The sequence below is a fragment of the Cellulosimicrobium sp. Marseille-Q8652 genome (assembly GCF_965112045.1).
Map to the genome: position 1 here is coordinate 1,634,081 of NZ_CBCOPS010000001.1, position 24,057 is coordinate 1,658,137.

The window sequence follows — 24,057 nt, forward strand, 5'->3', positions numbered from 1 at the left end:
AGTGGACCGCCGGAGGCGGCCCTGTCATCCAGGCTCGACGCCTGCTGGTCGAATGAGTCGAAGAGGGAGAGGCGCGTGACCGAGAGCACCCACGAGGTCGACACCGGTGCGACGGGCTGGGGCGATGCCGACAGGCTCGCGGAGCGTGGTCTTCCTGCTGAGGATGATCGCCGTGCCGCCCTCATGGCGAGCCTGCCTCAGACGGACGAGACCACGCCGCTGGCGGCACAGCTGGCCGTCGACGCACGTCGGCGGATCGATCTCCAAGGTCGCCGCTTTCCGCGACCGGCTTCGACACGGATCATCACCGTGGCCAACCAGAAGGGTGGCGTCGGCAAGACCACCACAACGGTCAACATCGCCGCAGGACTGGCTCAGGCGGGTTTGAACGTCCTCGTGATCGACAACGATCCCCAGGGCAACGCCTCCACCGCCTTGGGGGTCGACCACCGTGCTGGCACACCGTCGATCTACGAGGTTCTGGTTGATGGGGCTCCGCTGGAGTCGGCGGTTCAGCAGTGCCCCGACATCCCGACTCTGTGGTGCGTTCCGGCCACGATCGACCTGTCCGGCGCGGAGATCGAACTCGTCTCGATGGTTTCACGTGAAACGCGGCTCCGGCGTGCGCTGGACGTCTACCTTGAGCAACGCGTCGCGGCGGGGCTGGACCCTATCGACTACGTCCTCGTCGACTGCCCGCCGAGTCTTGGTCTCCTGACGATCAACGCGTTCGTCGTCGGTCGCGAGGTGCTGATCCCCATCCAGTGCGAGTACTACGCACTGGAGGGCTTGAGTCAGTTGCTCAAGACCATCGAGCTGATCAAGGCACACCTCAACCCCGGTCTGCATGTCTCCACCATCCTGCTCACCATGTACGACGGTCGCACGAACCTCGCACAGCAGGTAGCGGCGGAGGTGCGAGAGCACTTCCCGGACCAGACGCTCCGGACAACGGTTCCTCGTTCCGTCCGGATCTCCGAGGCGCCGAGCCACGGGCAGACGGTCATGACCTATGACGCCGGATCAACAGGTGCGCTGGCCTATCTCGAAGCGGCGCGGGAACTCACGCAGCGCGGGCCGGTCTTGGCCGGCCAGGGCGAACCGCGCGACACCGCAGGTCGGGGCGACCACGAGGCCAGCACGCCCGAGGGCGACACAGAGCGAGTCGTCGCAGACGACGAGCGTCCGGACATCTGGGGCGGGACGCAGGCCGTCAACGGGCGGTCTGAGGACTCCGGCACGACGGACGACGAGGTTGTCACCGTCGCTCCGCAGGGCGATCCGGAACGGGCCGTGACAACGACGAACGAACATCGGTTTGCCGCGTCCTTCGGAGGACCGGCTGTCCGACTGGAGGAGCAGCGATGAGCGAGAAGCGGCGTGGCTTGGGACGCGGCCTTGGCGCCTTGATTCCGACGAGCTCCGAGGGAAAGCGTCCCGTCGACGTCTTCTTTCCTAGTGCGCCAGCGGATGACGCGGAGGTGCAGGAGACGGAGCCGTCGGTAGGCGGGCCCGCATCACCTGGCACCTCACGTGATGGCCGCACGGAATCCGAGACGGCTGTCACCACGCTTGACGGCACGTCTGATCCCGCTGACGTGATCGGCATCGTCGGGCTTTCCGACGACGACCTCGCGGAGCTTGCTGCGCTTGAAGAGGTGCACGGCGGTGCTGGCGGGGATGGTGAGACGGCGTCTGTCGCCAGCCCTTCGACAAGCTCCGTGGTCGAGGATGCGTCAGCAGGCACGGCTCACGACGGCGTGAGTGACGTTTCACGTGAAACAGCGGAGTCCGCGACGGGGGGAGATCTGGCGCCCGATGGCGTCAATGCGCGGGCGATTGATGTCGATCTGGAGTGGACTGGCGGTGCGGGAGACGACCTCGTGCCCGTCCCCGGTGCGCGCTTCGCGGAGATCCCCGTCACGGCGATCCGCCCCAACCCTCGGCAGCCTCGTACGGTCTTCGACGACGTCGACCTCGATGAGCTTGTCGGCTCGATCCGCGAGATCGGAGTTCTCCAGCCGATCGTCGTTCGTCCCGTTCCGGGCGAGAGCGGCTCGTACGAACTCATCATGGGGGAGCGTCGGTGGCGCGCGACTCAGGCTGCGGGCCTGGCCGCGATCCCAGCAATCGTGCGCGAGACGGAAGATGCTGATCTGCTGCGCGACGCACTTCTCGAGAACCTGCACCGGAGCGCGCTCAACCCGCTCGAAGAGGCCGCCGCCTACCGGCAGCTCCTCGACGACTTCGGATGCACCCACGAGGAGCTCGCCGAGCGCATCTCGAGGAGTCGCCCGCAGATCTCCAACACCTTGCGACTTCTGCGACTCCCTCCGCTCGTGCAGCGTCGGGTCGCCGCGGGTGTCCTGTCTGCTGGCCACGCGCGGGCTTTGCTCGGCCTGACGGACGGCGGAGAGATCGAGCGCCTGGCGCAGCGCATCGTGGCCGAAGGACTCTCGGTACGTGCCACCGAGGAGATCGTCGCCATGGGCGGCCTCGATCAGGATCACCGCCAGCCTCGCGCACCGCGGGCGGGACAACGGTCGGCGGCGATCGACGAGCTGGCGACCCGGCTGTCCGATCGGTTCGAGACTCGCGTCAAGGTGGACCTCGGCAAGAGCAAGGGACGTCTCACGGTCGAGTTTGCGTCCGTGGAGGACCTCAATCGAATCCTCGACCTCATGGCCCCTGAGGATCCAGGCTTGTTGAGGCAGTAGCAAGGCTGCGGTGCGCGGGATCCCTGGATCATGAAGGGTTGGGCCGATCGGCCGGAGTGAGTGACGGCCGGTCGCGTCCAGCTGTCGTACCGGGGAAGTCTCGGTATCGCGGAGCTCTGCTGGGGGCCCAGCGCTGCTCCCTGCCATGTGAAGCAATCCGAGGCACGTGAAACGCCTCGCGCCGCATCCGCGCCGTCGTCACCGGGGTGGCCGCGATGACGTCGTTGCGGCGGTCCTTGAAGAGCATGGCAAGCCTCTTCACAACGGCTCGTCGATCCGATTGACGCTCTGAAATGTTCCACGTGAAACGTGTCGGCGCTCCTGCCGCGGTGATCGGTCGTCCACGGCCGGTAACGCGGTCAGCAATGGCTATGTTTCACGTGGAACCTATGGCGCTGGTCCCGTCGTGACTACTGCCGACGTCTCCAGGAGTAGGCGCAACCCGGGGCTCCCTCAAACTGGGCGCGGACCACATCGCGCTGCTGACGGGCGTCCCCTGCAGACGATCTACCGGGCAAGGCAAACGTAGGGGTCGACGTGGAGGTCGACCGCGTCATCTCGGCGGGCGCACGGCCCGGGGGAGCGGCGTCGGCGAAAGGAGTGCCGGCACGAGTGCGAGCCGCATGCGCGGGGCAGCGATGAGAATCCAGGGCCATGCCTGAGCGTCGGCGTTTCGATCGCCGGCGGAGGTCGTGCGTCCTGCGCATGCTTGATCGCGCGCGCAGTTGCGACGTCACGAGACCGCCCACGGCGCGAGAAGCGCGATGTCACACAGCGGCGACGTGACGCCCACGACGTGAGGCAGGCGACATTGCATGGGGGACACGCCGCCTCATTGCGATGCGGCCGGGAAAAGGACCTGACCGAACCGGTGTACGTCGCGCATCCTGGCTCCGTGCTTCCCACGTTCACCCGTCGCACCTCGGCTGTCGAGGCGCGCACCCTTCTTGAATCCACTGGCTGGCGGACCCTCGGTACGGGCGACTGGGCATGGGTCCTCGCGTCGCCGGACGACCATGTAGCGGTGCGCGTGACCCCGTTCGATCCGGCGTTCCGCATGTTCGCGGAGGCCTGTCTCTTGGCTCCGCCGAACCGGTTCGTCGTGCAGATCGACAAGGTCATCCCGTTGCGCCGCAAGGCCTACGCCGTCGTCATGGAACGACTGCATCCGGCCGACGAGGACCGCGCGAAGGCCCTCGTCGCCTCTCTGGGTGGTGCGGCCGCGACGGGCTCACTGCTCCGTGGCAGCGCTGCGGACCCCGGCGATGACGCAGCCCTCGCTGAGCTGCGGAAGCGGATCACGAGCCTTCTCGCCGGAGGTGCACGACGATTCCGGCTCTGGGGTGGCTCGGACATCCGTCCCGTCAACGTCCTGCAGACCTCGGACGGTCGACTGCGCCTCACCGATCCCGTCTACGTCCGCGGCACCTCCATCGTCGAGGCCATCCGTGAGGGTCGCACCGAGAACCTGGGAGACTTCTCCCGGCACGACCTCGAGGACTTCCTGTGCATCCCCGCCTTCTTACCGGGACCAGATACCGACGCACTGCGCCAATCGCTCGGGAGCCTCATCCTCACCCCATGAGCGAGCACCGACGCGGGCGGGGATGCTGGCGCAGTTCGGCTGCTGGCGCGGGTCGCAGGCGCTTGCGAGGCGTTCGCGCACCCTGGTGCAGGGTCTGGGCAGCGCCACCTCGCAGTGCGTGGGTGTGGCCGGGCGGAACGGCGATCGTGGAACTCGGCCTCCGCTCGGCGGCGCCTGATGGGCACGCCCTGGCTCCGCTGACTGCCGTGTCTTCCCAGATCAACTCCGGTGCTGTGGGCGGCGGTCATCCCGTCCGGCTCGTCGAACGTGGCTGACGACAGAGCCCTGTCCTGCCGTTTCACGTGAAACACGTGCGACGAGGACGGTGTTCGGAGGGCACTAGTCTCGTCGCATCGTTGGACGGAGCGGTTCGACGCCGACCCGTCAGGGACTCGGGGGCCCGCTCGGGGGTGCGGTGGCGTCCGAGATCGCCCCGCCGCTGTTCAGGATCTCGTCGGCTTGTTCAGCACGTGACAGATGCCGTGACGCCACAGATGCGTGGCCGGTGGTGGCCAGCTCGGCGGACCGGTACAGCGTCCCGCGATACGCTCTGGACGAACGCGGAGCCGATGGTGGCTGGTTCGGGGCGACGCGCACGACGACTCGTGGATGTGGCACGCCAACGGATGCGGAGCCGGTGGTAGCTGGCTCGGGCGACCGCGCAGCGACCGACGGATCCCACCACGCCAATGCAGCCCGAAGGTGCGGGGCCGGGCACAGCCGACCGCCAGTACGCCCGGCAGGATGGGTGTCGTCCACAGCACTTCGGGGAAGCAGTCACCCGCAGCGCATCCGGGAGACGGATCGCGCTCGCACAGCCACGAACGGACTCTCAAGCCAGGCAGCGCAGCAACGCCATCACCGGCCAGACCACGGGTTCGTCCTGTGCCGTGGCGCAGTCCGTGCCTCCGTTGCCTTCTGCCGGTGACTGAGTGCATGCGTTAGCGGTGAGTGCGCAGATCCATGCACAGCGCCCAGGACCCGGGGGAGCGGACAACGGAACGGCGCGCGCGTTTCACGTGAAACCACCGCCACTGCGTGGCAGACGTCCGGCGAACCACGCGAGGGCCCGCTCGCCCGTTTCACGTGAAACAGTCTCGACCGCGCGCCGCCCGCACCGGGGCCCAGGCCTTTACGGCGTCGATGAGCAAGCGACCCAGCCGGGCCCAAGGCACGCAGCGACAGTGTGCGTCTCAGACGCTCGTCACGCTCGAGCGTGGACGCGCACGAGCGCCCTGTAGAGGCCGGGCAGATCGGCTCCGGCGGCGCGTGCCGCCTGAGGGAAGAGGGAGGTCTCCGTCATGCCCGGTGCGACGTTCACCTCGAGGAACTGCACCACGCCGTCAGGGTCGAGGACGACGTCGGTCCGCGAGAGGTCGCGGAGCCCGAGCGCCGTGTGTGCGCGAACGGCGATGTCCTTCACCCCCTCCAGGACGGCGTCGTCGATGCGGGCCGGCGCGAAGTACTCCGTGCGCCCGGGGTTGTAGCGCGCGTCGTAGTCGTACGGCCCGTCGGTCACGATCTCGACCGGGGGAAGCGCGGACGGCCCGGACCCGAGGTCCACGACGCTCACCGCGAGCTCTACTCCCTGCACGGCACGCTCGATGAGCGCGACCTCGCCGTAGGCGAAGCAGTTGACCATGGCCCGGGGGAGGGCATCGGCCGTGGCGACCAGGGTGACCCCGAGTGCCGACCCGCCGTGGGTGGGCTTGACGACGAGCGGGAGGCCCAGCCGGGCGACGACGGCATCGAGGACAGGTCGAGCACCGAGCTCGCGGAAGAGGCTCTGGGGAAGGGTCACGTACTCGGGGGTGGAGATGCCGGCGCCGAGGACGATGCTCTTCGCCACCGGCTTGCTCCAGGCGGTACGACTCTCCCGGGGTCCGGTTCCGACGTACGCCAGACCGAGCAGCTCGAGCATGTCGCGGACGGAACCGTCCTCTCCGCTCGCCCCGTGCAGGAGCGGCCACACGACGTCGGGACGGTGCTTGTCCAGGAAGGGCAGGAGCGTCGCGTCGAGGTCGTGCACGGACACCTCGAGCCCTGCGGCGCGCAAGCTCTCTGCGACGCGTCGACCAGACCTCAGGGACACGTCTCGCTCGTGCGAGAGGCCGCCGGCGAGGATGACGACGTGTCCGCCGGGCTGTGCCCCAACGTTTCCATCTCCGAGGTGAACCTGCAGGTCAGAGGGACGGTCACGACCGGTCGAACCTGCCGAGGAGCTCACCTCGTGACGGTCTGCACGGTCTGCGTCCTCGTCGATCGGGGAGGGGATGCCGGTGGTCGTGTCCACGAACGGACTCCTTGTCGCTGAGCCCTCTGCGCGCGGTCGAGCGACGGGCTCACGGGTGAGATGGCGGCGGTGATCAGGCGAGGTCGGGCGAGGGGTTCTCGACGTCCGTGAGGTCCGGGTCCAGAGCGGTCCCGGTCCCGAAGATCTCGACGAGCTCGCGTTCGGCGTTCACGACCCCGGCGAGCCGGCGCACGCCCTCGCGGATGCGGTCGGGGGTCGGGAAGCAGAAGGAGAGGCGGACGTGGTCGGCTCCGGTGCCGTCCGCGTAGAAGGCCGTCCCGGGGACGTAGGCGACCCGTGCCGTGACGGCCCGTGGGAGCATCGATCGCGCGTCGAGGCCTTCCGGGAGCCGGACCCACGTGTAGAAGCCCCCGTCGGGGACCGTCCAGCGAGCCGTCGGCAGGTGCTCGGAGAGCGCGCCGATCATCGCGTCACGACGCTCGCGGTAGAGCTCGCGGAACTGCTTGATCTGGCCCTTCCAGTCGCAGGTGTCCAGGTAGGCCGCGATCGCGAGCTGCGACGCGTTCGACGGGCACAGGATCGCCGACTCGCTCGCGAGGACGAGCTTCTCCCGGACAGCGTGCGGCGCGACGACCCAGCCGACCCGGTAGCCCGGTGCGAAGGTCTTCGAGAAGGAACCGAGGTAGAGCACGCCGTCCTCGTCGAGCGAGCGGAGCGCGGGGAGGGTCTGACCGTCGAAGCCGAGGAGGCCGTAGGGGTTGTCCTCGACGACGAGCACGCCGTGGCGGCGCGCGATCTCCAGCACCCGGGGCCGTCTCTCGGCGGACAGGCTCACACCGGCCGGGTTGTGGAAGTTCGGCACGGTGTAGAGCAGCTTGACCTGTCGACCGTCGGCGGCGAGGGCGGTGAGCGTCTCCTCGAGCGCCTCGGGGACGAGGCCGTGCTCGTCGAGCGGCACGTGGACCACGTCGGCCTGGTAGGAGCGGAAGACGCCCAGCGCGCCGACGTAGCTCGGCGCCTCGGCCACCACGACGTCGCCCGGATCGATGAAGATCCTCGTCACGAGGTCGAGCGCCTGCTGGGACCCGGTCGTCACGACGACGTCGTCGGGGTGGCAGTCGATGCCCTCGAGCCGGACGACGTCGAGGATCTTCTCCCGGAGCGTCTCGTCTCCCTGCCCGGAGCCGTACTGGAGAGCCGTGGTGCCGCGGGTGGCCACGAGTCGCTGCATCGTCTCGGCGATCGTGTCGAGCGGCAGACCCTCGAGGTACGGCATCCCGCCGGCGAGGGAGACGACCTCGGGACGGTTGGCGACTGCGAAGAGCGCCCGGATCTCCGACGCGCGCATGCCGTGCGCACGCTCTGCGTAGGCGCCGAACCACGGGTCCAGGCGGGTGCCACCGGAGGCCGGCTGCTGCGGGGGAGTCGTGGGCGCGGTCACGCCTCCCAGTCTGGCACGGCGGATCGGGGGATCCCGTGAAGACGCCGGAGGGCGGACCGCTCGTGGCGGTCCGCCCTCCGGCGGGTGCGTGGACGAGGTGTCAGGCCGTCGTGGCCAGGACGGCGTCGATCTCCTCGGTCAGCGCGCGCTTCGGGCGAGCGCCGATGATCGATCGCTGGAGCTCTCCGCCCACGTAGACGTTGAGGGTCGGGATCGAGACGATGCCGTAGGCGCCCGTCGTCTCGGGGTTCGCGTCGGTGTCGAGCTTCGCGATCTTGATCTTGTCGCCGTACTCCTCGGAGAGCTCCTCGAGGATGGGCGCGACCTGACGGCACGGGCCGCACCAGGTGGCCCAGAAGTCGACGAGGACGGGGACGTCCGACTCGAGGACCTCGTCGCGGAACGTGGCGTCGGTGACGGGAACGGTGGCCATGCGTGACCTCCAGGGTGGAGTGCGACGAGGACGACCTGCGTCGCGGGACGGATGGGGAGATGGTGAGACGTCAGGCGCGGATCTCGGCGAGGGCCTCGGGGAGCTCTTCCGGGTTCGGGGTCTCGGGCGTGCCGGCGAGGTCGGCCAGACCCGCGGCGTCGGCGAGCTCGGTGAGGTAGCGCTGGGCGTCGAGGGCGGCGGAGCAGCCGGAGCCGGCCGCGGTGATCGCCTGGCGGTAGGTGTGGTCGACCAGGTCGCCGCACGCGAAGACGCCGGCGAGGTTGGTCGCGGTGGTGCGCCCGACGACCTGGACGTAGCCGTCCTCGTCGAGGTCCACCTGGCCGGCGAGGAGCTCGCTGCGCGGCTCGTGCCCGATCGCGACGAAGAGCCCGGTGGCGGGCAGCTCGCTCTCGGCGCCGGTCACCGTGTCGCGCAGGCGCACGCCCTCGACCTTGTTCTGCCCGTCGATGCCGATGACCTCGGCGTTCCACGCGAAGTCGATCTTCGGGTCGGCGAAGGCCCGGTCGGCCATGATCTTCGAGGCACGCAGCTCGTCGCGGCGGTGCACGATCGTGACCTTCTGCGCGAACCGCGTGAGGAAGGTGGCCTCCTCCATCGCGGAGTCGCCACCGCCGACGACGGCGATGTGCTGGTCGCGGAAGAAGAACCCGTCGCACGTGGCGCACCAGGACACCCCGCGCCCGGACAACCGCTTCTCGTCGTCGATGCCGAGCTCACGGTAGGCCGAGCCCGTCGCGAGGATCACGGCACGCGCGCGGTACGTGTCGCCGTTGCCCGTCACGACGGTCTTCACCGGGCCGTCGAGCTCGAGCGACGTGGCGTCGTCCCACTCGACCCGGGCGCCGAAGCGCTCGGCCTGCTTGCGCAGCGACTCCATGAGGTCCGGACCCATCACGCCGTCCGGGAAGCCGGGGAAGTTCTCGACGTCCGTCGTGTTCATGAGCGCACCACCGGCGGTCACCGATCCCGCCAGCACCACGGGCGCCAGGCCCGCACGGGCGGCGTAGATCGCCGCGGTGTAGCCCGCAGGACCCGATCCCACGATGATCAGGTTCTCGACGGTCGGCTGCTCGGTCACGTGATGCTCCTCGGTGTCGGTGCGCGACGTACCGGTCGCGCGATGTGGTGAACGCTGGCGACGGCGCATCTGTTCCGCGTCACCGCCCACGCGTCCCACGGTACGGCGTCCTGCCGTCGTGGTGCTCCGCCGACGCTCGGGGGGCCGGCCGGACCGGTGCCGAGGGCTGCTGCGCCCGGCTCCGGGCGCAGCAGCCGTCCTGCTCAGGAGAGCAGGATCTCGTTGATCTCCATACGGTTCTCACCGGTCGCGTTCTGCGGCAGCTCGGTGAACCACAGCACGATCGACTCGGCCTCGACGGGGGCCTCGAACGTGAACTCGACGCCCGGCGAGAGCGGACCGGACGCCAGCACCTCGCCCTCGGTGGGGGTGGACGGCGACGTCGCGCGGATCTCGACGTTGCCGCCGTTCACCGCCGAGTCGATGACGATCGTCTGCACCGGTGCCTTCTGCTCGAGGACGACCGCGAAGCCGATGCCGTCCTTGAGCCCGGCGAAGTCGGGGCTGTTGTACCGGCGGGTGTACCAGAACGTCTCGGGCTGTCCGTCGAACGCCAGCGCGACGGCCTCCGGGTGCTCGCCCTCGTTGCCGGGGTCGGCGTCTCCCTGGGGGTCCAGGGCCTGGCCCGACGCGATGACGGGGCGGACCTCGGGTGCCGGGGCCGGCTCCTCGCCGCCGTCGTCGGTCGCGCCGGCCTCACCCTCCGCGGGGGTCTCGGCGCCGGCCGTCTCCCGGCCGTCGGACTGCACGGCGGGGGAGAAGCCGTCGAACGCGGTGTTGACCGCCCAGAAGACGCCCGCGCCGACGAGGAGGACGACGAGCACGAGCACGAACGGCGTCGCGTTGAAGCGGCGCGGTCCCCGGCGCGGGACGGGCTCGCCCCAGCTGTTCTCGGCACGGGGCTCCACGGGCTCGTGGGCGGCCGGCGGCGGGCCCTCGGGCTGGTCGAACACCGGCGCGTAGGAGGCTGGCGCACCGGCGGGGACGGCGTACGCCTCGGTCGCCGCGGTCCCGGCGTCGTACGTGGAGGGCGGCGGCGGCACGGGCGGAGCGCCGTTCGCGGTGCCACCGACCGCCGTCGTCCCCGCACCCGTCGCGTCCTGGCCGTACGTCGCGGCCCCGGCCGCGTATCCCGCGGCGGCGTACCCCGCGGAACCGGGGACGGCACCGACGCGGTGGATCCTGCCCGTGGCGGGACGCCGGACGGGGGAGCGGGCGGGGGCGTCCCGGGCGGGGCCGAGGCCCCGCCGTCGAACGCCGTCCGGACGGACTGCCGGCTCACGCCCGCGGCGGCGGCCCCCGCGCCGGGCTGGACGAACGCGGGCAGCGCGGCCACGACGGAGACCTCGCCCCACGGCTCGAGCGCGGCGACCACGTCCGCAGGGGTGCTCGGACCGGCGCCCTCGGCGGGGTGCGTCCACGACGCGGCGTCGCCGGTGGAGGCCGTGAACGTCTCGCTGCACAGCTCGTCGAGCTCTGCGGGCACGTCCGACCGGACGGCGGACGGCGGGAGCGCACGGTCGTCCGCGAGCTGCGCGGGCAGGGGGTGGATCGCGGCCGCGGAGATCCACGGGACGTCGAGCGACGGGCCCGCCCAGCGGGCCGTCATCGCGTAGTAGAGGAGGGCCACGAGCCCGACGGCGTCCGCCCGGGACGTGCGCGCGGGGTCCTGCTGGTCCTGCCCGGCGACGCCCGCGTCGAGGCCCAGCCCCGTCACGACGACACGGCTCCCGTCCACCCGGACGGCGTCTGGCCGCAGCGCGAGGTGGTGCACCCCGCGGCGCCGGGCCGCCTCGAGCGCGGCGGCGGCCTCGCCGACGATCGCGCGGGCCTGCTGCGGGTCGACGATGCCGCCCGCGACGACCTCGGCGAGCGTGATCCCGACGAACGGCTCCGTGACGACGTACGCCGCGCCGTCCTCCGCCCCGACGTCGAGGACGCGGGTGAGGCGGGGATCGGCGACGAGCGCGGCGCGCCGCGCGGAGTCGAGCGCGTCGGCGACGTGCGCGCCGGTGACGAGCGAGACGCGCACCGGCCGGTCGAGGATCTGGTCGTGCGCCGACCAGGCCGTGACGTCGGCGAGGTCGGACGGGAGCTGCTCGTCCAACCGATAGCGGGCGACGAGCAGTGTTCCTGGGGCCACGCCGTTCACCGGACCTCCTTCGGGGGACTCGTGGTCGACACCACCACATGGTACGCGGGCCCGGAATGCCCGGATGTCCAGGCAAAAGACCGTCGGCGCGCCCTGCGCGACGGCGGGCCGGCTCCGGCCCTCATCGCCGCACGAGACGTCGGACGCGGCCGAGGACCGGTGCGAGGAGCTGGTCGAGCTCGCGCACGCGCAGGACCTTGAGGCCGCCGACGTAGACGGCGGTCATGACGACGCCGACGACCCCGACGACGACCACCGCGTGCCACCACGAGAGGCCGTAGACGTCGCCGAGGAACCGGCCGTGGAGCTGGAGCAGGCCCCAGCCCACGCCGGCGCTGACGAGCGCCGCGAGGACGGCCTTGACGTGCATGCGCACGATGCGGAAGCCGTCGAGGCCGCGCAGCGTGCGGCGCAGCCCGACGGTCCGCAGGGCCACCGCGACGACGTTCGACAGGCTCATCGCCGCACCGACCCCGACGACCCACCACTGCGGGTCGAGCGTGCGGGTCGCGAGCCACGACACGCCGACGAGCACGATCGTGCCCGGCACCTGGATCCAGAAGACGGTGCGCCCGTCCTCGAAGGCGTAGTAGACCCACTTCATGAGGACCATGCCGCCGAGCGGGACGAGGCCGAACGCCATCGCGACGAGGACCTGCGAGACGGCCGCGCCCGAGGCGGCGTCGACGGACGGCACGAGGAGCTTGGTGATGGGCAGCGCGAGGACGACGAACACGGCGGTCGCGAACACCGTGAACACACCGACCGTGCGGACGCCGCGCGACAGGTCGTGCCGCACGCGCGCGACGTCGCCGGCGTGCGCGGCGGCGCTCATCCCGGTGAACAGCGCGGTCGCGATCGACACCGTGACGAGCGAGTGGGGGAGCAGGTAGATCATGAGCGCCTGCGTGTAGGCCGCGTTGCCGGCCACCGTGAGGGAGTCGGCGAACGTCGCGGGGGCGCCGGCGGTGAGGCCCGTGACGACGCCCAGCGCGCCCGGGTCGTCGGCGTACCGCCCGAACGCGTCGGTGAGCGCGGCGCGCGGCGCCTCGCTCGCGAACCGCGTCGTGAACAGCACGCCGACCTGCTCGAGGAGCACGGCCGCGAACGTCCACAGCGCGACCTGGCCGGCCGACCGCAGGCCGATGCCGCGCAGGCCGAACCGGACGTGCCACCGGAACCCCGCGCGCCACAGCGGCACCAGCAGGATCAGGGCCTGTGCCGCGACGCCCAGCGTCGCCGTCCCGGCCAGCAGCGCGATCTTCGGTCCGTCCCACTGCGACAGGTCGTCGACGTTGCCCGTCGCCGCCGGCCCGTACACCGCGATGAAGGCCGCGAACCCGGCGATCGACACGACGTTGTTGAGCACCGGCGCCCACATGAACGGCCCGAACTGGCCGCGCGCGTTGAGCACCTGGCCGAGCAGCGTGTAGAGGCCGTAGAAGAAGAGCTGTGGGGTGCACCAGAAGGCGAACGCGACGGCGAGCGACATCTGGGGCGTGGTCCAGCCCGGGCCGGTGTACAGCGCGACGAGGATGCTCGCCCCGGCCGTGAGCAGGGCCGAGACCGCGAGCAGCACCACGCCCGAGAGCGTGAGGAGCTTGTCCAGCCGCTCCTGCGTGTTGTGGGCCCGGTAGGCCCGCACGATCTGCGGCACGAGCACCGCGTTGAGCACGCCGCCCGCGAGGATCGCGAACAGCACGTTGGGGATCTTGTTCGCGACGTCGAACGCGTCGGCGACGAGGCCCGTGGTCCCGATCGCCGCGACGAGCAGGACGTTGCGCACCAGGCCGAGCGCCCGCGAGACGAACGTCCCGGACGCCATGAGCGCCGACGACCGGCCGAGGCCCCCGGACCGCGCTCCCGCCGACGACCCGTCGGTCGCGGGCGCGTCGGTCGCCCCCGCCTCGGCGACCTCGTCCGGCGTGCCCGACGCCGCGGGGTCGCCCGGGAGGGTCGACGGCCCGGGTGCGCCGCCGCGCGTCGTGCCCGGCCGGTCGCCGTGGCCCGCGCCCGGAGGGCGGGCGTGGCGCGGAACGCCGGTCACGGGCGTGGCTCGCCGTCGGACGGGGGCGGAGCGGGCTGGTCGACAGTCGCCCCGGCGAGGCGGCGCGGCGAGCGTCCCCGGCGCACGGTCCGCCAGATGCCGGCGACCATCCCGACCGCGAGGAGGACGGCGACGACGACGGTCCCGACGGACTCCCAGTCCGCGCGCACCCGGACGACGAACTGCTGCGGCTCGGCGACGCGGACGTCCGGACGCGCCGCGCTGACCACCTCGACGTCGACGACCACGTTGACGCTGCCCGCGGCCTCGACCGGCACCTGCACCGTGACCTCGGAGCCGGCCGGGATCGTCGCCGTCTCGCGGTCGGGCGCCTTCAGGCGGGGCTCGTCGGGACGCAGGACGACCTGCACGACCGCGTCCTGCGCCAGGTCGTTCTGCAGCCGGACCGGCAGGCTCTGCTGCTCGGCGAGCAGGAGGATCGAGGAGCCGCGCACGATGGAGATGCTCCCCGTGACGGACCGCGCCGCCTGCTCGGCCTGCCGGACCGCGTCGGACCGCGCCGGGGGCGCGGTGCGGAAGGCGACCGACGTCGGCGTGACGAACCCCGTCTCGAGCGGGCGCGTGAGCGCCGCGGGGTCGGGCGCCACCGTGGCGAACGCGGCCAGGTCGTCGCGGGACCGCACGAGCGCGCGGAGCTCCGTCGTCGGCATCTCGTCCGCCGCCGGCGAGCTCTCGGGCAGCGCGGTGCGCCCGACCTCCGGGACGGGCGCGGCGAGCAGGTCGTCGACGGGCACGACGTCCACCCAGGCCGCGGACCCGAGAGCGGCGAGGCGTGCCGTGAACGCCGCGGGGTCGGGGTCCCACGCGCGCGGCAGCGCGACGAGGACGTTCCGCAGGTCGGCCGGGCGCTCGCGGGCGATGACCGCGGTCTCGGCGAGGAGCCGCTGCGTCGTCACGGGCTCGGCGCTGCCACCGGCGGCGAGGAGGCCGGTGAGCACCGGGTCGGGGACGAGGGCCGTGACGTCCCCCGCCGACGTCGACACGCGTGCGCTCCCCGTGGGCGTGTACGTGAGGGAGGAGTCGGGGGCGAGCGCGTCGCCGCCCACCACGACGGTCGACGCTCCCGACGCCGCGGCGAGCGTCACGGTCGGGACGTCGGGGACCGTCTCCGCGGGCCACGCGAGGTCGGTCCGCCAGGCCGCCGTGGCCGGCGGTTCCTCGGGGACCGCCGGGACGGGGTCGGCGCCGGGGAGCGGCGTGCCCTCCGGCAGGGCGACGTTCGCGTGGGCGTACGCCGCGACGTCGGGGTCGTAGGCGCGCAGCGCGAACGTCGTCCGCTGCTCGGCGGCCGTGAGCACGCCGCTCGCCCACCGCGTCACCGCCGGGTCCGGGGACGCCTGCGCGGCCGCGACGAGCGCCGGGTCGACGACCCAGCCGACCTGCGACGTCGCCCCGGTCGCGCCCGTGACCCGGTGCAGGCGTCCCGGCTCGTCCTCCGTGCCCACCGCGTCGGACAGCGCGTCGTCGTACGTCTCGGGGTCGGGGTCGACGGGCGGGCCGGTGACGGCGGCGAGGACGCTCAGCCGCACCGGCGCGACGTCTCCCGAGGGCGCCCACACGACGAAGGTGCGCTGCACGGCGAGGCGCTCCCCGCCGTCGGACACCCGCACGGCGAGCCCGCGCGGCCCCCAGTCGCTCGCGGTGCCGAGGCCCAGCTCGGCCGCCGTCACGGAGAACGAGACCTGCACCGTGGCGCCGGGCGCGATCGGGTCGGGCGTCTCGCGCGCGGCGAGGTTGCCCGGGAGGCCCGAGGCGTCTGCGGTGGCCCAGGCGTCGAGCGCCGAGCGGGTCACCGCCGCGCCGCGCTGGACACCCAGGTCGACGACGGGTGTCTCGAGCGTGCGGTCCGTGCCGTTGGCGACGGTCGCGGTCAGCGCCAGCGTGCCTCCCGCGGGGAGCACCCCGGGGGACAGCGCGTCGACCGTGACGGTGACCTCGCCGTCGGTCGGGGCGACGTCCGCGGTGAGCACGGACGGGGTGGCGCGGCTCGTGACCGGGGCGAGGACCGTGAGGACCAGCAGGAGGAGAGCGAGCAGCACGGCCGGGGCGGCGTGGTGCACGCGCGCGCCGCGAGGGTCGGAGGACGTCATGGGTGGTCGGTGGGGCTCCGGGGGGCGGGCGGTGGCGGCCCGCCCGGCGCGTCGGTCGGCCGGCGGGACGAACGGACGATCGTCCCGGTCACCCTACTCGTGATCGTCCCGTGGAACCGCGCAGGTCGACCGGCGAGGACGCTGTGCGCGACGAGGGCGATCCGTCGCTCGTTCGGGTAGGCGAGGCGCTCGGGCAGCTCGTCGACCGGGACCCAGGCGACGTCCTCCGCCTCGCCGTCGGGATCTCCCTCGACCGTGAGGTAGCCGCCCGTCGCACGGAGCAGGAAGTGGTGCACGACCTTGTGGACGCGGCGGTCGTCCCCCGTGAACCAGTAGTCGATGACGCCGAGGGGCTCGCGGACCTCGCCCCGGATGCCCGTCTCCTCCGCGATCTCGCGGACCGCCGCCTGCTCGGGCGTCTCCGTGCCCTCGAGGTGGCCCTTCGGGAGGCACCACTCGAGGCGGCCACCCCGGTTGCGGCGCGCGATGACCGCGGCGCTCGGGCGGCCGGTGGTGTCGTCGATGACGAGCCCTCCCGCCGACACCTCCTCCACGACGGGGAGCGGGGAGGGCACCGGCGCGGCCCGGGCGCGCGGGTCGATGTGCAGGGGATGTCCGCCCGGCGGGGCGGGGACGGCGACGGGACGGTCCGGGCCGCGACCCGTGGTCGTCGGACCCCTGTCGCCCGGTCCACCGGCGCCCGGAACCCTCCGGGGGTCGTCGGCGCGCGCAGGGGTGGACATGCACCAACACTACCGAGTGGCGCTCCGCCGACCGTCCGATCTGGCAGGCTTGGGTGTCGTGCCCACGCCAGCGTCCCCCCCGCCGACTCCCGCGTCGCTCGAGCTGCAGCGTCGCGCCCTCGCCGTGCTCACCGAGCTCGCGCCGGCCGCGATCGAGCTGGGCGAGGCGTTCCGCTCGGCAGGGCACGAGCTCGCGCTCGTCGGCGGGCCGGTGCGCGACGCGTTCCTCGGACGGGCGAGCAACGACCTCGACTTCGCGACGTCGGCGTCCCCGGACGAGACCCAGGCCCTGCTCGCCCGGTGGGGCGACGCGCACTGGGACATCGGCAAGGAGTTCGGCACGATCGGCGCCAAGCGGTTCTCGCCCGAGATCGTCGTCGAGGTGACGACGTACCGCTCGGACGAGTACGACGCGGCGTCCCGCAAGCCGGTCGTCGCGTTCGGCGACACGCTGGAGGGCGACCTGTCGCGGCGCGACTTCACGGTCAACGCCATGGCGGTGCGGGTCCCCGACATGACCTTCGTCGACCCGTTCGACGGCCTCGGCGACCTCGCGCGCCGCGTGCTGCGCACGCCCATCGCTCCCGAGCGCTCGTTCGACGACGACCCGCTGCGCATGATGCGCGCGGCGCGGTTCGCGGCGCAGCTCGGGTTCGGCGTCGACGGCGGGACGCTCGCCGCGCTCGTCCTCATGACCGACCGCGTGCAGATCGTCTCCGCCGAGCGCGTGCGCGACGAGCTGTCCAAGCTCCTGTGCGCGGCCGAGCCACGACGCGGTCTCGAGGTGCTCGTCGACACCGGGCTCGCGGACCACGTGCTGCCCGAGCTGCCGGCGCTCAAGCTCGAGATCGACGAGCACCACCGGCACAAGGACGTCTACGAGCACTCCCTCACGGTGCTCGACCAGGCGATCGCGCAGGAGACCGGGCCCGACGGCGCCGTCCCCGCACCCGACCTCGTCCTGCGGCTCGCCGCGCTGCTCCACGACGTCGGCAAGCCCCCGACGCGCCGGTTCGAGCCGGGCGGGGGCGTCAGCTTCCACCACCACGAGGTCGTCGGCGCCAAGATGGTCGCGAAGCGGCTCAAGGCTCTGCGCTACGACAAGCAGGTCGTGAAGGACGTCGCCCGGCTCGTCGAGCTGCACCTGCGGTTCCACGGCTACGGCGACGGCGCGTGGACGGACTCCGCGGTGCGGCGGTACGTCACCGACGCCGGACCCCTGCTCGAACGGCTGCACCGCCTCACGCGGGCCGACTGCACGACCCGCAACCGCCGCAAGGCGCAGCGGCTGCGGGAGTCGTACGACGACCTCGAGCGGCGCGTCGCCGACCTCCGGGCGAAGGAGGAGCTCGACGCGGTCCGGCCCGACCTGGACGGGCAGCAGATCATGACGATCCTCGGCATCCGCCCGGGCCCGGTCGTCGGGCGCGCGTACAAGCACCTCCTGGAGCTGCGGCTCGACCGCGGCCCCGTCGACGAGGCCGTCGCGCGCGAGGACCTCCTGCGGTGGTGGGCCGAGCAGCCGGAGTCGTCGGCCTCCTGACCCGGGTCGGCGTGCAGGCGTGGGGCGGGCCTGGGTGAGCGCGGCCTGGGATGGGCGCCGGACGAGGCGCTCCGGGGCGGCCGTGCCGGGTCTACCATCCGCGGTGCTCGTTCCTCGCACCGCTCCCGCCAGACCCGCCACGACCCGGCACGGCCGCCCCTCCGGCCTCGACCGGCGCCCGTCGCGTCACGACCGGCACCTTCCTGCCTCGACCGGCGCCCGTCGCGTCACGCCGACACGACCTCGTCCGACGCCGGACGGCTCGTCAGTGGCCGGACGGGACCGGGGCTCCGTGCGGGGCGACCGGGGTGCGGCGCAGGAGGAACGACAGCCCGACGGCGACGAGCATGACCGCCGTGCCCCAGACGAAGGCGTCCCCGACGCCCTCGGCGAGCGCGACCTGCGGCGACGCGCCGTCGGCCTCGTAGGCGATCGAGCGTGTCGTCATGACCGCGACGAACATCGCCGTGCCGGCGGCGCCCGCGAGCTGCTGCACCGTGCCGATCGCCGCGGAGCCGTGCGAGTAGCGGTTGGGCTGGAGCGACGACAGGGCCGTCGTGAAGAGCGGCGTGAACATGAACGCGAGCCCGAGGCTGAGCGTGACGTGCAGCGCCAGGACGAAGAACGGCGAGGAGTCGGCGTGGATCGTCGTGAAGGCCGCCAGGGCGACGGCCACGACGCTCACGCCGGGGATCACGAGCGGACGGGGGCCGACGCGGTCGAACAGGCGCCCGACCGTCGGGCCGAGCAGACCCATGAGCAGCCCGCCCGGCAGGACGATCAGACCCGTCTGCAGCGGCTCGAGGCCCATCGCGTCCTGGAGGAACAGCGGGAGCAGGATGAGCGAGCCGAACATCGCGACCATGCCGACCGCCATGATGCCGAGCGGGACGCTGAAGCCGCGCGAGGCGAAGACGCGCAGGTCGAGCAGCGCCCGGTCCTCGCGCTGCAGGCGCAGCTGACGCCACCCGAACACGCCGAGCGCGAGGGCGCCGAGCACGATCGGGATCCACGGCGCCACCACCGGGGTGTGGCGTGCGGCCTCGCCGATGCTCGACAGCCCGTAGACCAGGCCGCCGAACGCCAGCGCGGCGAGCAGGAGCGAGAGCGGGTCGAGGCGCGAGTGCGTACGGTCAGCGACGTCCCGGACGTACAGGAAGCCGAGCGCCAGGGCGAGGAGGCCGATGGGCAGCACGATGCCGAACACCCAGCGCCAGCTCAGCGTGTCGAGGATGAGGCCCGAGAGCGACGGGCCGAGCGCCGGTGCGGCCGCCATGACGATCGAGATGTTGCCCATGACCTTGCCGCGGATCGCCGGCGGGACGAGCGTCATGATCGTCGTCATGAGCAGCGGCATCATGATCGCGGTGCCCGACGCCTGGACGACGCGCCCGACGAGCAGCCAGGAGAACCCGGGCGAGAGCGCGGCGAGCAGGGTGCCCGCGCTGAAGAGCGACATTGCGAGCAGGAACGCCCCGCGCGTGCCGAGCCGCTGCAGCAGGAAGCCGCTCGCAGGGATGACCACGGCCATCGTCAGCATGAACGCCGTCGTGAGCCACTGACCGGTGCTCGCGGTGATGCCGAGGTCCGCCATCAGCGGCGCGAGCGCGACGCTCATCGTCGTCTCGTTGAGGATCACGACGAACGCCGAGACGAGCAGCAGCGCGATGACGAGGAAGTCCTCGCGGGGGAGCTTGTCGGCGCCGCCGTGCGGTGCGGCGCCCGACGGGGCGTCGACGACGGGAGCGTCGGTCACGGCGTCCGTCACCGGGTCGCGCGGCTCGAGACGGGCCGTCGTGTCGGGGGAGGGGGAGGCTGGCACGGGGGATCTCCGCTCGCGTCGTTCGGTGCGCCGGTCTCGGTCCAGGCCGGCGGAGGGCGGGGAGGCTGCGCGGTGGCAGCCCGGAGGTCGCGTGCGGAGGCACGCGACGGCGGTGTCGGGGGAGGTCGGTGGGGTGACCCGGGAGCCGGGCCGGCCGGTCCCCGCGGCGTGCGCCACGACGATCCGTACCCTGTACGACCGATCCTCATCCTGCGTTATTCCCACCGGACGTGACGACTCCTTTTCGCTCGTGGAGTCATCGGTCTGCCGTGGGCAGAAATCACCCGTCGCGCGCGCCGACCCAGGCCTCTCGTCAGGCGAGGTGCGAGGCGGAGGGGCTCGCGTCGTCGGACGTCGTGGCGTGCCCGGCGGACCCGGTGGGGCCGGCAGGCGTGCGGGCCCCCCGCGTCCACAGGACGAGCGCGGCGAGCGCGTACGCGACGGCGAGCGCGACGAACACGCCGCGCGACCACCCGGTGTCCGGGAGCGTGAAGGCGGCGAGGGCCGCGGCACCGACGAACGCGGCGTTGTAGAGGACGTCGTAGAACGCGAACGCACGCCCGCGGTACCCGTCCTCGGTGTCGCGCTGGACGATCGTGTCGACGGCGATCTTCGTGCCCTGCGCGGCGAGCCCGAGCAGGGCGGCGCCCGTGTAGACCACGGCGCGTGTCGGCGTCGTGACGAGGAGGAGGCGGCTCGCCGCGGCGAGCAGCAGCATGATCGCGATCCACGCCTGCGGACCGGTGTACCGCGACAGCGTGGGGGTGAGCACCATCGCGCCCGCTCCGCCGACGCCCGTGAGGCCGACGACGATCGCGAACGTCCCCATGCCAGCGTCCTGGTTGCCCGGGTCGAGCAGGTTGCGGGAGATGAGGATCGACGCGATGAACACGACCCCGTAGAGGAAGCGGTGCGTCGCCATCGCGAGCAGCGCCTGACCGGGGGTGCGGCGCGCGACGAGGTAGCGCGCGCCGTCGACCAGGCCCCGCGCGACCTTCGCGATCTCGCTCGTGATCGCTGCCTCGGCAGGGCGCTCGGGACCGAGCCTGCGTGCGGCCCAGCCGGAGCGCGAGGAGGGACGCGACGCCGAAGACGAGGGCCGCGCACACCAGGGCGGACGAGTCCTTGACCCGGCCCGGCTCGAACGTCAGGCCCAGGAGGAACCCGATGCCGCCGCCGACGAACGCCGCACCGGCGCCGAGCGTGGGGGTCAGCGAGTTGGCCGTGAGCAGCAGCGGGCCGTCGACGACGCGCGGGAGTCCCGCGGAGAGCCAGGAGGAAGCGGTTGACGGACAGGGCGGCGAGGCCCACCGCGTAGATCCAGCCGCTCACGCCGCCGGAGAGCATCAGGACCGCCATGCCGAGCGTGAGGACGACCCGGACGGCGTTGCCCCACACGAGGACCTGCCGGCGCTGCCAGCGGTCGAGCAGCACGCCCGCGAACGGCCCGACGATCGTGAACGGCGCGAGCATCACCGCGAACGCGCCCGCGATCGCCGCGGCCGTGCCCTGCGACTCGGGGAGAAGAACAGCAGCGACGCCAGGCCGACCTGGAACATGCCGTCCCCGGCCTGCGACACGAGCCGCACCGCGAACAGCCGACGGAAGCCCTCGAGGCGCAGCAGCCCGGAGCTCGGAGATCACACCCACACGTTCACCCTACGTTTCGTCGTGGCGGCCGGAACATGCGGTTGTCCCCCGTGCGCGACGGCGTCGGTCGGCTGCCGGTGCGCGTGGCGTCGGTCGGCTCGGGAGCGCGGTGGCGTCGGTCGGCTCGGGTTGTCGGGCGGGTGGGCGCGCCGCGTCTACCATCCGCCGCTCGTTCCTCGCGGCTCCCGCCAGACCCGCCACGACGCGGCGCGCCCACCCGCCCTCCCGGTGCCGTCTCACCGCAGGCCGTGGCTGCGGCCGCCCTCGAGAGAGAGCCTGGCTCCGCGAGGTGGAGGCCTGGCTCGCGAGGTAGAGCGTGGGTCCGCGAGACAGAGCCCCAGTCGGCGAGACAGAGCCCCGGTCGCAGGTGAGACGACGGCCGAGCGGGTGGGGCGGGCTCGGATGCGAAGGGCGTCGAGCCGCGCTCGTGAACCCACGGCCGACAGACCGTGGCGAGGGCGCGGCAGCCCGAGCACCGAGAACGCCCCACCCGTGAACCGGACCAGAGCCCTACCTCGGAGCGTTCAGATCAGCGCTCGACCGTGTCGGTCGCGCTGATCCTGCGCTCCGTTCCGGGCGAGTGCCTCGTTCCTCGGCCCTCACCCTTCACGGCGCTCCGGATCAGCGCTCGACCTCGCCGGCGATGAAGGCCTCGAGCTGGGCGCGGCCCTTCGTGTCCTCCATCTGGACCGGCGGGGACTTCATGAAGTAGGTCGACGCCGAGAGGATCGGGCCGCCGACGCCGCGGTCCTTCGCGATCTTCGCGGCGCGGACGGCGTCGATGATGATGCCGGCCGAGTTGGGGGAGTCCCACACCTCGAGCTTGTACTCGAGGCTCAGGGGGACCTCGCCGAACGCGCGCCCCTCGAGGCGCACGTACGCCCACTTGCGGTCGTCGAGCCACGCGACGTAGTCCGACGGGCCGATGTGGACGTTGCGGTCCTCCGTCTTGCCGGCGAGGGCACCGGTGAGGTTGGAGGTCACGGCCTGGGTCTTCGAGACCTTCTTGGACTCCAGGCGCTCGCGCTCGAGCATGTTCTTGAAGTCCATGTTGCCGCCGACGTTGAGCTGGTACGTGCGGTCCAGCACGACGCCGCGGTCCTCGAACAGCTTGGCGAGCACGCGGTGCGTGATCGTGGCGCCGACCTGCGACTTGATGTCGTCGCCGACGATCGGCACTCCGGCCTCCTCGAACTTCGCGGCCCACTCCGGGTCGGACGCGATGAACACGGGGAGCGCGTTGACGAACGCCACGCCGGCGTCGATCGCGGCCTGCGCGTAGAACTTCGCGGCGGCCTCGGACCCGACGGGCAGGTAGCAGACGAGCACGTCGACCTGGGCCTCGCGCAGCGCCGCGACGACGTCGACCGGCTCGGCGTCCGACTCCTCGATCGTCTGCGCGTAGTACTTGCCGATGCCGTCGAGCGTCGGGCCGCGCTGGACGGTCACGCCGAGCGGCGGGACGTCCGCGATCTTGATCGTGTTGTTCTCGGACGCGCTGATCGCCTCGGAGAGGTCGAAGCCGACCTTCTTCGCGTCGACGTCGAACGCCGCCACGAACTCGAGGCTCGACACGTGGTAGTCGCCGAACTGCACGTGCATGAGGCCCGGGACGGTGCTGCTCGGGTCGGCGTCACGGTAGAAGTGCACGCCCTGGACCAGAGACGATGCGCAGTTGCCTACGCCGACGATGGCGACGCGGATGGAGGTCATCCTCGCTCCTTGGTGTTCGAAGTTCCAGGGTCCTCGGGTCGCCATGCGCCGTCGGGCTCCTGCTCGGGTGGTTCCGCAGGATGCGGGGTGCTGCTGGGTCGTCCGCGACCGCTCCCTCGGGGGTGCCCGAAGGTCCGGTCGCGCTCGGTGGTGATGAGACCGTCGAGCCAGCGCACCTCGCGCTCGACCTGCTCGAGTCCGTGGCGCTGCAGCTCGAGCGTGTACTCGTCGAGCCGCTCGCGGGTGCGTGCCGCGGACTCCCTGACCGCCTCCAGCCTCTCCGTGAGCCGGGTACGCCGGCCCTCGAGGATGCGGATGCGGGTCTCGGCGTCGGTCTGCGCGAAGAACGCGAACCGGACGTCGAAGCTCTCGTCCTCCCACGCGGCGGGCCCTGAGGAGGCCAGCACGCTCTGGAGGTGTTCCTTGCCCTCGGCCGTCAGCTCGTAGACGATGCGCGCCCGCTTGCCCGACAGGGCCGGGGCGAGCGCCGTCTGCGCCGCCGTCTGCTCGGTCCCCGTGATGAGGCCGCGCGCGACGAGCGACTTCAGCGCCGGGTACAGCGAGCCGTACGACAGCACGCGGAACGAGCCGAGCATGATGTTGAGCCGCTTGCGCAGCTCGTAACCGTGCAGCGGTGACTCGTTGAGCAGGCCGAGGATCGCGGTCTCGAGCACCGGTGTCTTGCTGCGCACGATCCCACCTCCTGCCTGCCGCCTGTGTCGCCGGCCGACCGGCCGAAGAACCCGA

The 24,057-nt window shown here is 72.3% G+C and carries 18 protein-coding genes; 6 read left to right on the forward strand and 12 right to left on the reverse strand.

Going from position 1 to position 24,057, the window contains the following annotated elements; genetic code table 11:
* Positions 1 to 75 precede the first annotated feature (75 nt).
* From ACWPWV_RS07190 to ACWPWV_RS07200, 3 genes are all read left to right on the forward strand, one after another.
* Positions 76 to 1,368: a ParA family protein gene (locus tag ACWPWV_RS07190; protein WP_454042241.1), complete on the forward strand. Its 1,293-nt coding sequence runs from the start codon at positions 76 to 78 to the stop codon at positions 1,366 to 1,368.
* The gene (locus ACWPWV_RS07195; protein ID WP_454042242.1) at positions 1,365 to 2,717 is read left to right on the forward strand and encodes a ParB/RepB/Spo0J family partition protein; all 1,353 of its coding nucleotides are present in this window, start codon (positions 1,365 to 1,367) and stop codon (positions 2,715 to 2,717) included. The genes ACWPWV_RS07190 and ACWPWV_RS07195 overlap by 4 nt, the downstream gene beginning before the upstream one ends.
* Positions 2,718 to 3,612: 895 nt before the next feature.
* The gene (locus ACWPWV_RS07200) at positions 3,613 to 4,302 is read left to right on the forward strand and encodes a hypothetical protein (protein WP_454042243.1); all 690 of its coding nucleotides are present in this window, start codon (positions 3,613 to 3,615) and stop codon (positions 4,300 to 4,302) included.
* 1,204 nt (positions 4,303 to 5,506) lie between these two features.
* On the opposite strand, the gene ACWPWV_RS07205 is transcribed toward ACWPWV_RS07200, so the two are convergent.
* The 5 genes from ACWPWV_RS07205 to ACWPWV_RS07225 all read right to left on the reverse strand — a co-directional run bounded on the left by ACWPWV_RS07205 (position 5,507) and on the right by ACWPWV_RS07225 (position 10,572).
* Complete coding sequence (locus ACWPWV_RS07205; protein ID WP_454042832.1) at positions 5,507 to 6,484, reverse strand: D-alanine--D-alanine ligase family protein; 978 nt, start codon at positions 6,482 to 6,484, stop codon at positions 5,507 to 5,509.
* Positions 6,485 to 6,668: 184 nt separating this feature from the next.
* Complete coding sequence (locus ACWPWV_RS07210; protein WP_454042244.1) at positions 6,669 to 7,997, reverse strand: aminotransferase-like domain-containing protein; 1,329 nt, start codon at positions 7,995 to 7,997, stop codon at positions 6,669 to 6,671.
* A 100-nt stretch (positions 7,998 to 8,097) separates the two neighbouring features.
* A complete protein-coding gene (gene trxA, locus ACWPWV_RS07215; protein WP_454042245.1) occupies positions 8,098 to 8,430 on the reverse strand; it encodes a thioredoxin in 333 nt (110 codons plus the stop codon).
* A 70-nt stretch (positions 8,431 to 8,500) separates the two neighbouring features.
* On the reverse strand, positions 8,501 to 9,529 hold the full coding sequence (trxB, locus tag ACWPWV_RS07220) for a thioredoxin-disulfide reductase (protein ID WP_454042246.1): 1,029 nt from the start codon (positions 9,527 to 9,529) through the stop codon (positions 8,501 to 8,503).
* Positions 9,530 to 9,732: 203 nt separating this feature from the next.
* A complete protein-coding gene (locus tag ACWPWV_RS07225) occupies positions 9,733 to 10,572 on the reverse strand; it encodes a hypothetical protein (protein WP_454042247.1) in 840 nt (279 codons plus the stop codon).
* A 132-nt stretch (positions 10,573 to 10,704) separates the two neighbouring features.
* On the opposite strand from ACWPWV_RS07225, the gene ACWPWV_RS07230 reads away from it, so the two are divergent.
* Both ACWPWV_RS07230 and ACWPWV_RS07235 read left to right on the forward strand, forming a co-directional pair.
* Positions 10,705 to 11,145 carry a hypothetical protein gene (locus ACWPWV_RS07230; protein WP_454042248.1) on the forward strand — a complete coding sequence of 147 codons (441 nt, stop codon included), beginning with the start codon at positions 10,705 to 10,707 and terminating at the stop codon, positions 11,143 to 11,145.
* 149 nt (positions 11,146 to 11,294) lie between these two features.
* Positions 11,295 to 11,882, forward strand: a complete 588-nt coding sequence (locus ACWPWV_RS07235) for a hypothetical protein (RefSeq protein WP_454042249.1) — start codon at positions 11,295 to 11,297, stop codon at positions 11,880 to 11,882.
* Here the strand turns inward: ACWPWV_RS07235 and murJ are convergent.
* Genes murJ through ACWPWV_RS07250 form a run of 3 tightly spaced genes read right to left on the reverse strand, consistent with a single transcriptional unit; the run spans position 11,803 to position 16,582 of the window.
* Entirely contained in the window at positions 11,803 to 13,728 is a 1,926-nt protein-coding gene (murJ, locus tag ACWPWV_RS07240; protein WP_454042250.1) for a murein biosynthesis integral membrane protein MurJ, read from the reverse strand. The two genes, ACWPWV_RS07235 and murJ, sit on opposite strands and share 80 nt — an antisense overlap.
* The gene (locus ACWPWV_RS07245) at positions 13,725 to 15,839 is read right to left on the reverse strand and encodes a DUF6049 family protein (RefSeq protein ID WP_454042251.1); all 2,115 of its coding nucleotides are present in this window, start codon (positions 15,837 to 15,839) and stop codon (positions 13,725 to 13,727) included. The genes murJ and ACWPWV_RS07245 overlap by 4 nt, the downstream gene beginning before the upstream one ends.
* A complete protein-coding gene (locus tag ACWPWV_RS07250) occupies positions 15,836 to 16,582 on the reverse strand; it encodes an NUDIX hydrolase (RefSeq protein ID WP_454042252.1) in 747 nt (248 codons plus the stop codon). Before ACWPWV_RS07250 ends, ACWPWV_RS07245 begins: the two co-directional genes overlap by 4 nt.
* Positions 16,583 to 16,640: 58 nt before the next feature.
* Between ACWPWV_RS07250 and ACWPWV_RS07255 the strand changes: the two genes are divergently transcribed.
* A complete protein-coding gene (locus tag ACWPWV_RS07255; protein ID WP_454042253.1) occupies positions 16,641 to 18,125 on the forward strand; it encodes a CCA tRNA nucleotidyltransferase in 1,485 nt (494 codons plus the stop codon).
* Between the two features lie 265 nt (positions 18,126 to 18,390).
* On the opposite strand, the gene ACWPWV_RS07260 is transcribed toward ACWPWV_RS07255, so the two are convergent.
* The 4 genes from ACWPWV_RS07260 to ACWPWV_RS07275 form a co-directional block, all read right to left on the reverse strand.
* Positions 18,391 to 19,947: an MDR family MFS transporter gene (locus ACWPWV_RS07260; RefSeq protein ID WP_454042254.1), complete on the reverse strand. Its 1,557-nt coding sequence runs from the start codon at positions 19,945 to 19,947 to the stop codon at positions 18,391 to 18,393.
* A gap of 313 nt (positions 19,948 to 20,260) precedes the next feature.
* Entirely contained in the window at positions 20,261 to 20,869 is a 609-nt protein-coding gene (locus tag ACWPWV_RS07265; protein WP_454042255.1) for a hypothetical protein, read from the reverse strand.
* Positions 20,870 to 22,218: 1,349 nt separating this feature from the next.
* Positions 22,219 to 23,310, reverse strand: coding sequence for an inositol-3-phosphate synthase (locus ACWPWV_RS07270; RefSeq protein WP_454042256.1), 1,092 nt, complete (start codon positions 23,308 to 23,310; stop codon positions 22,219 to 22,221).
* Positions 23,307 to 24,002 (reverse strand): helix-turn-helix transcriptional regulator, encoded by a 696-nt coding sequence (locus tag ACWPWV_RS07275; protein ID WP_454042257.1) that lies wholly within the window; start codon positions 24,000 to 24,002, stop codon positions 23,307 to 23,309. The genes ACWPWV_RS07270 and ACWPWV_RS07275 overlap by 4 nt, the downstream gene beginning before the upstream one ends.
* Positions 24,003 to 24,057: the final 55 nt, after the last annotated feature.

What these genes read in the sequence shown, in the direction of transcription:
- ACWPWV_RS07245 (WP_454042251.1), bottom strand. Translation starts at nt 15,839, where the DNA reads ATGACGTCCTCCGACCCTCGCGGCGCGCGCGTGCACCACGCCGCCCCG.
- ACWPWV_RS07195 (WP_454042242.1), top strand. Translation starts at nt 1,365, where the DNA reads ATGAGCGAGAAGCGGCGTGGCTTGGGACGCGGCCTTGGCGCCTTGATT.
- trxA (WP_454042245.1), bottom strand. Translation starts at nt 8,430, where the DNA reads ATGGCCACCGTTCCCGTCACCGACGCCACGTTCCGCGACGAGGTCCTC.
- ACWPWV_RS07270 (WP_454042256.1), bottom strand. Translation starts at nt 23,310, where the DNA reads ATGACCTCCATCCGCGTCGCCATCGTCGGCGTAGGCAACTGCGCATCG.
- ACWPWV_RS07265 (WP_454042255.1), bottom strand. Translation starts at nt 20,869, where the DNA reads ATGGCGACGCACCGCTTCCTCTACGGGGTCGTGTTCATCGCGTCGATC.
- ACWPWV_RS07250 (WP_454042252.1), bottom strand. Translation starts at nt 16,582, where the DNA reads ATGTCCACCCCTGCGCGCGCCGACGACCCCCGGAGGGTTCCGGGCGCC.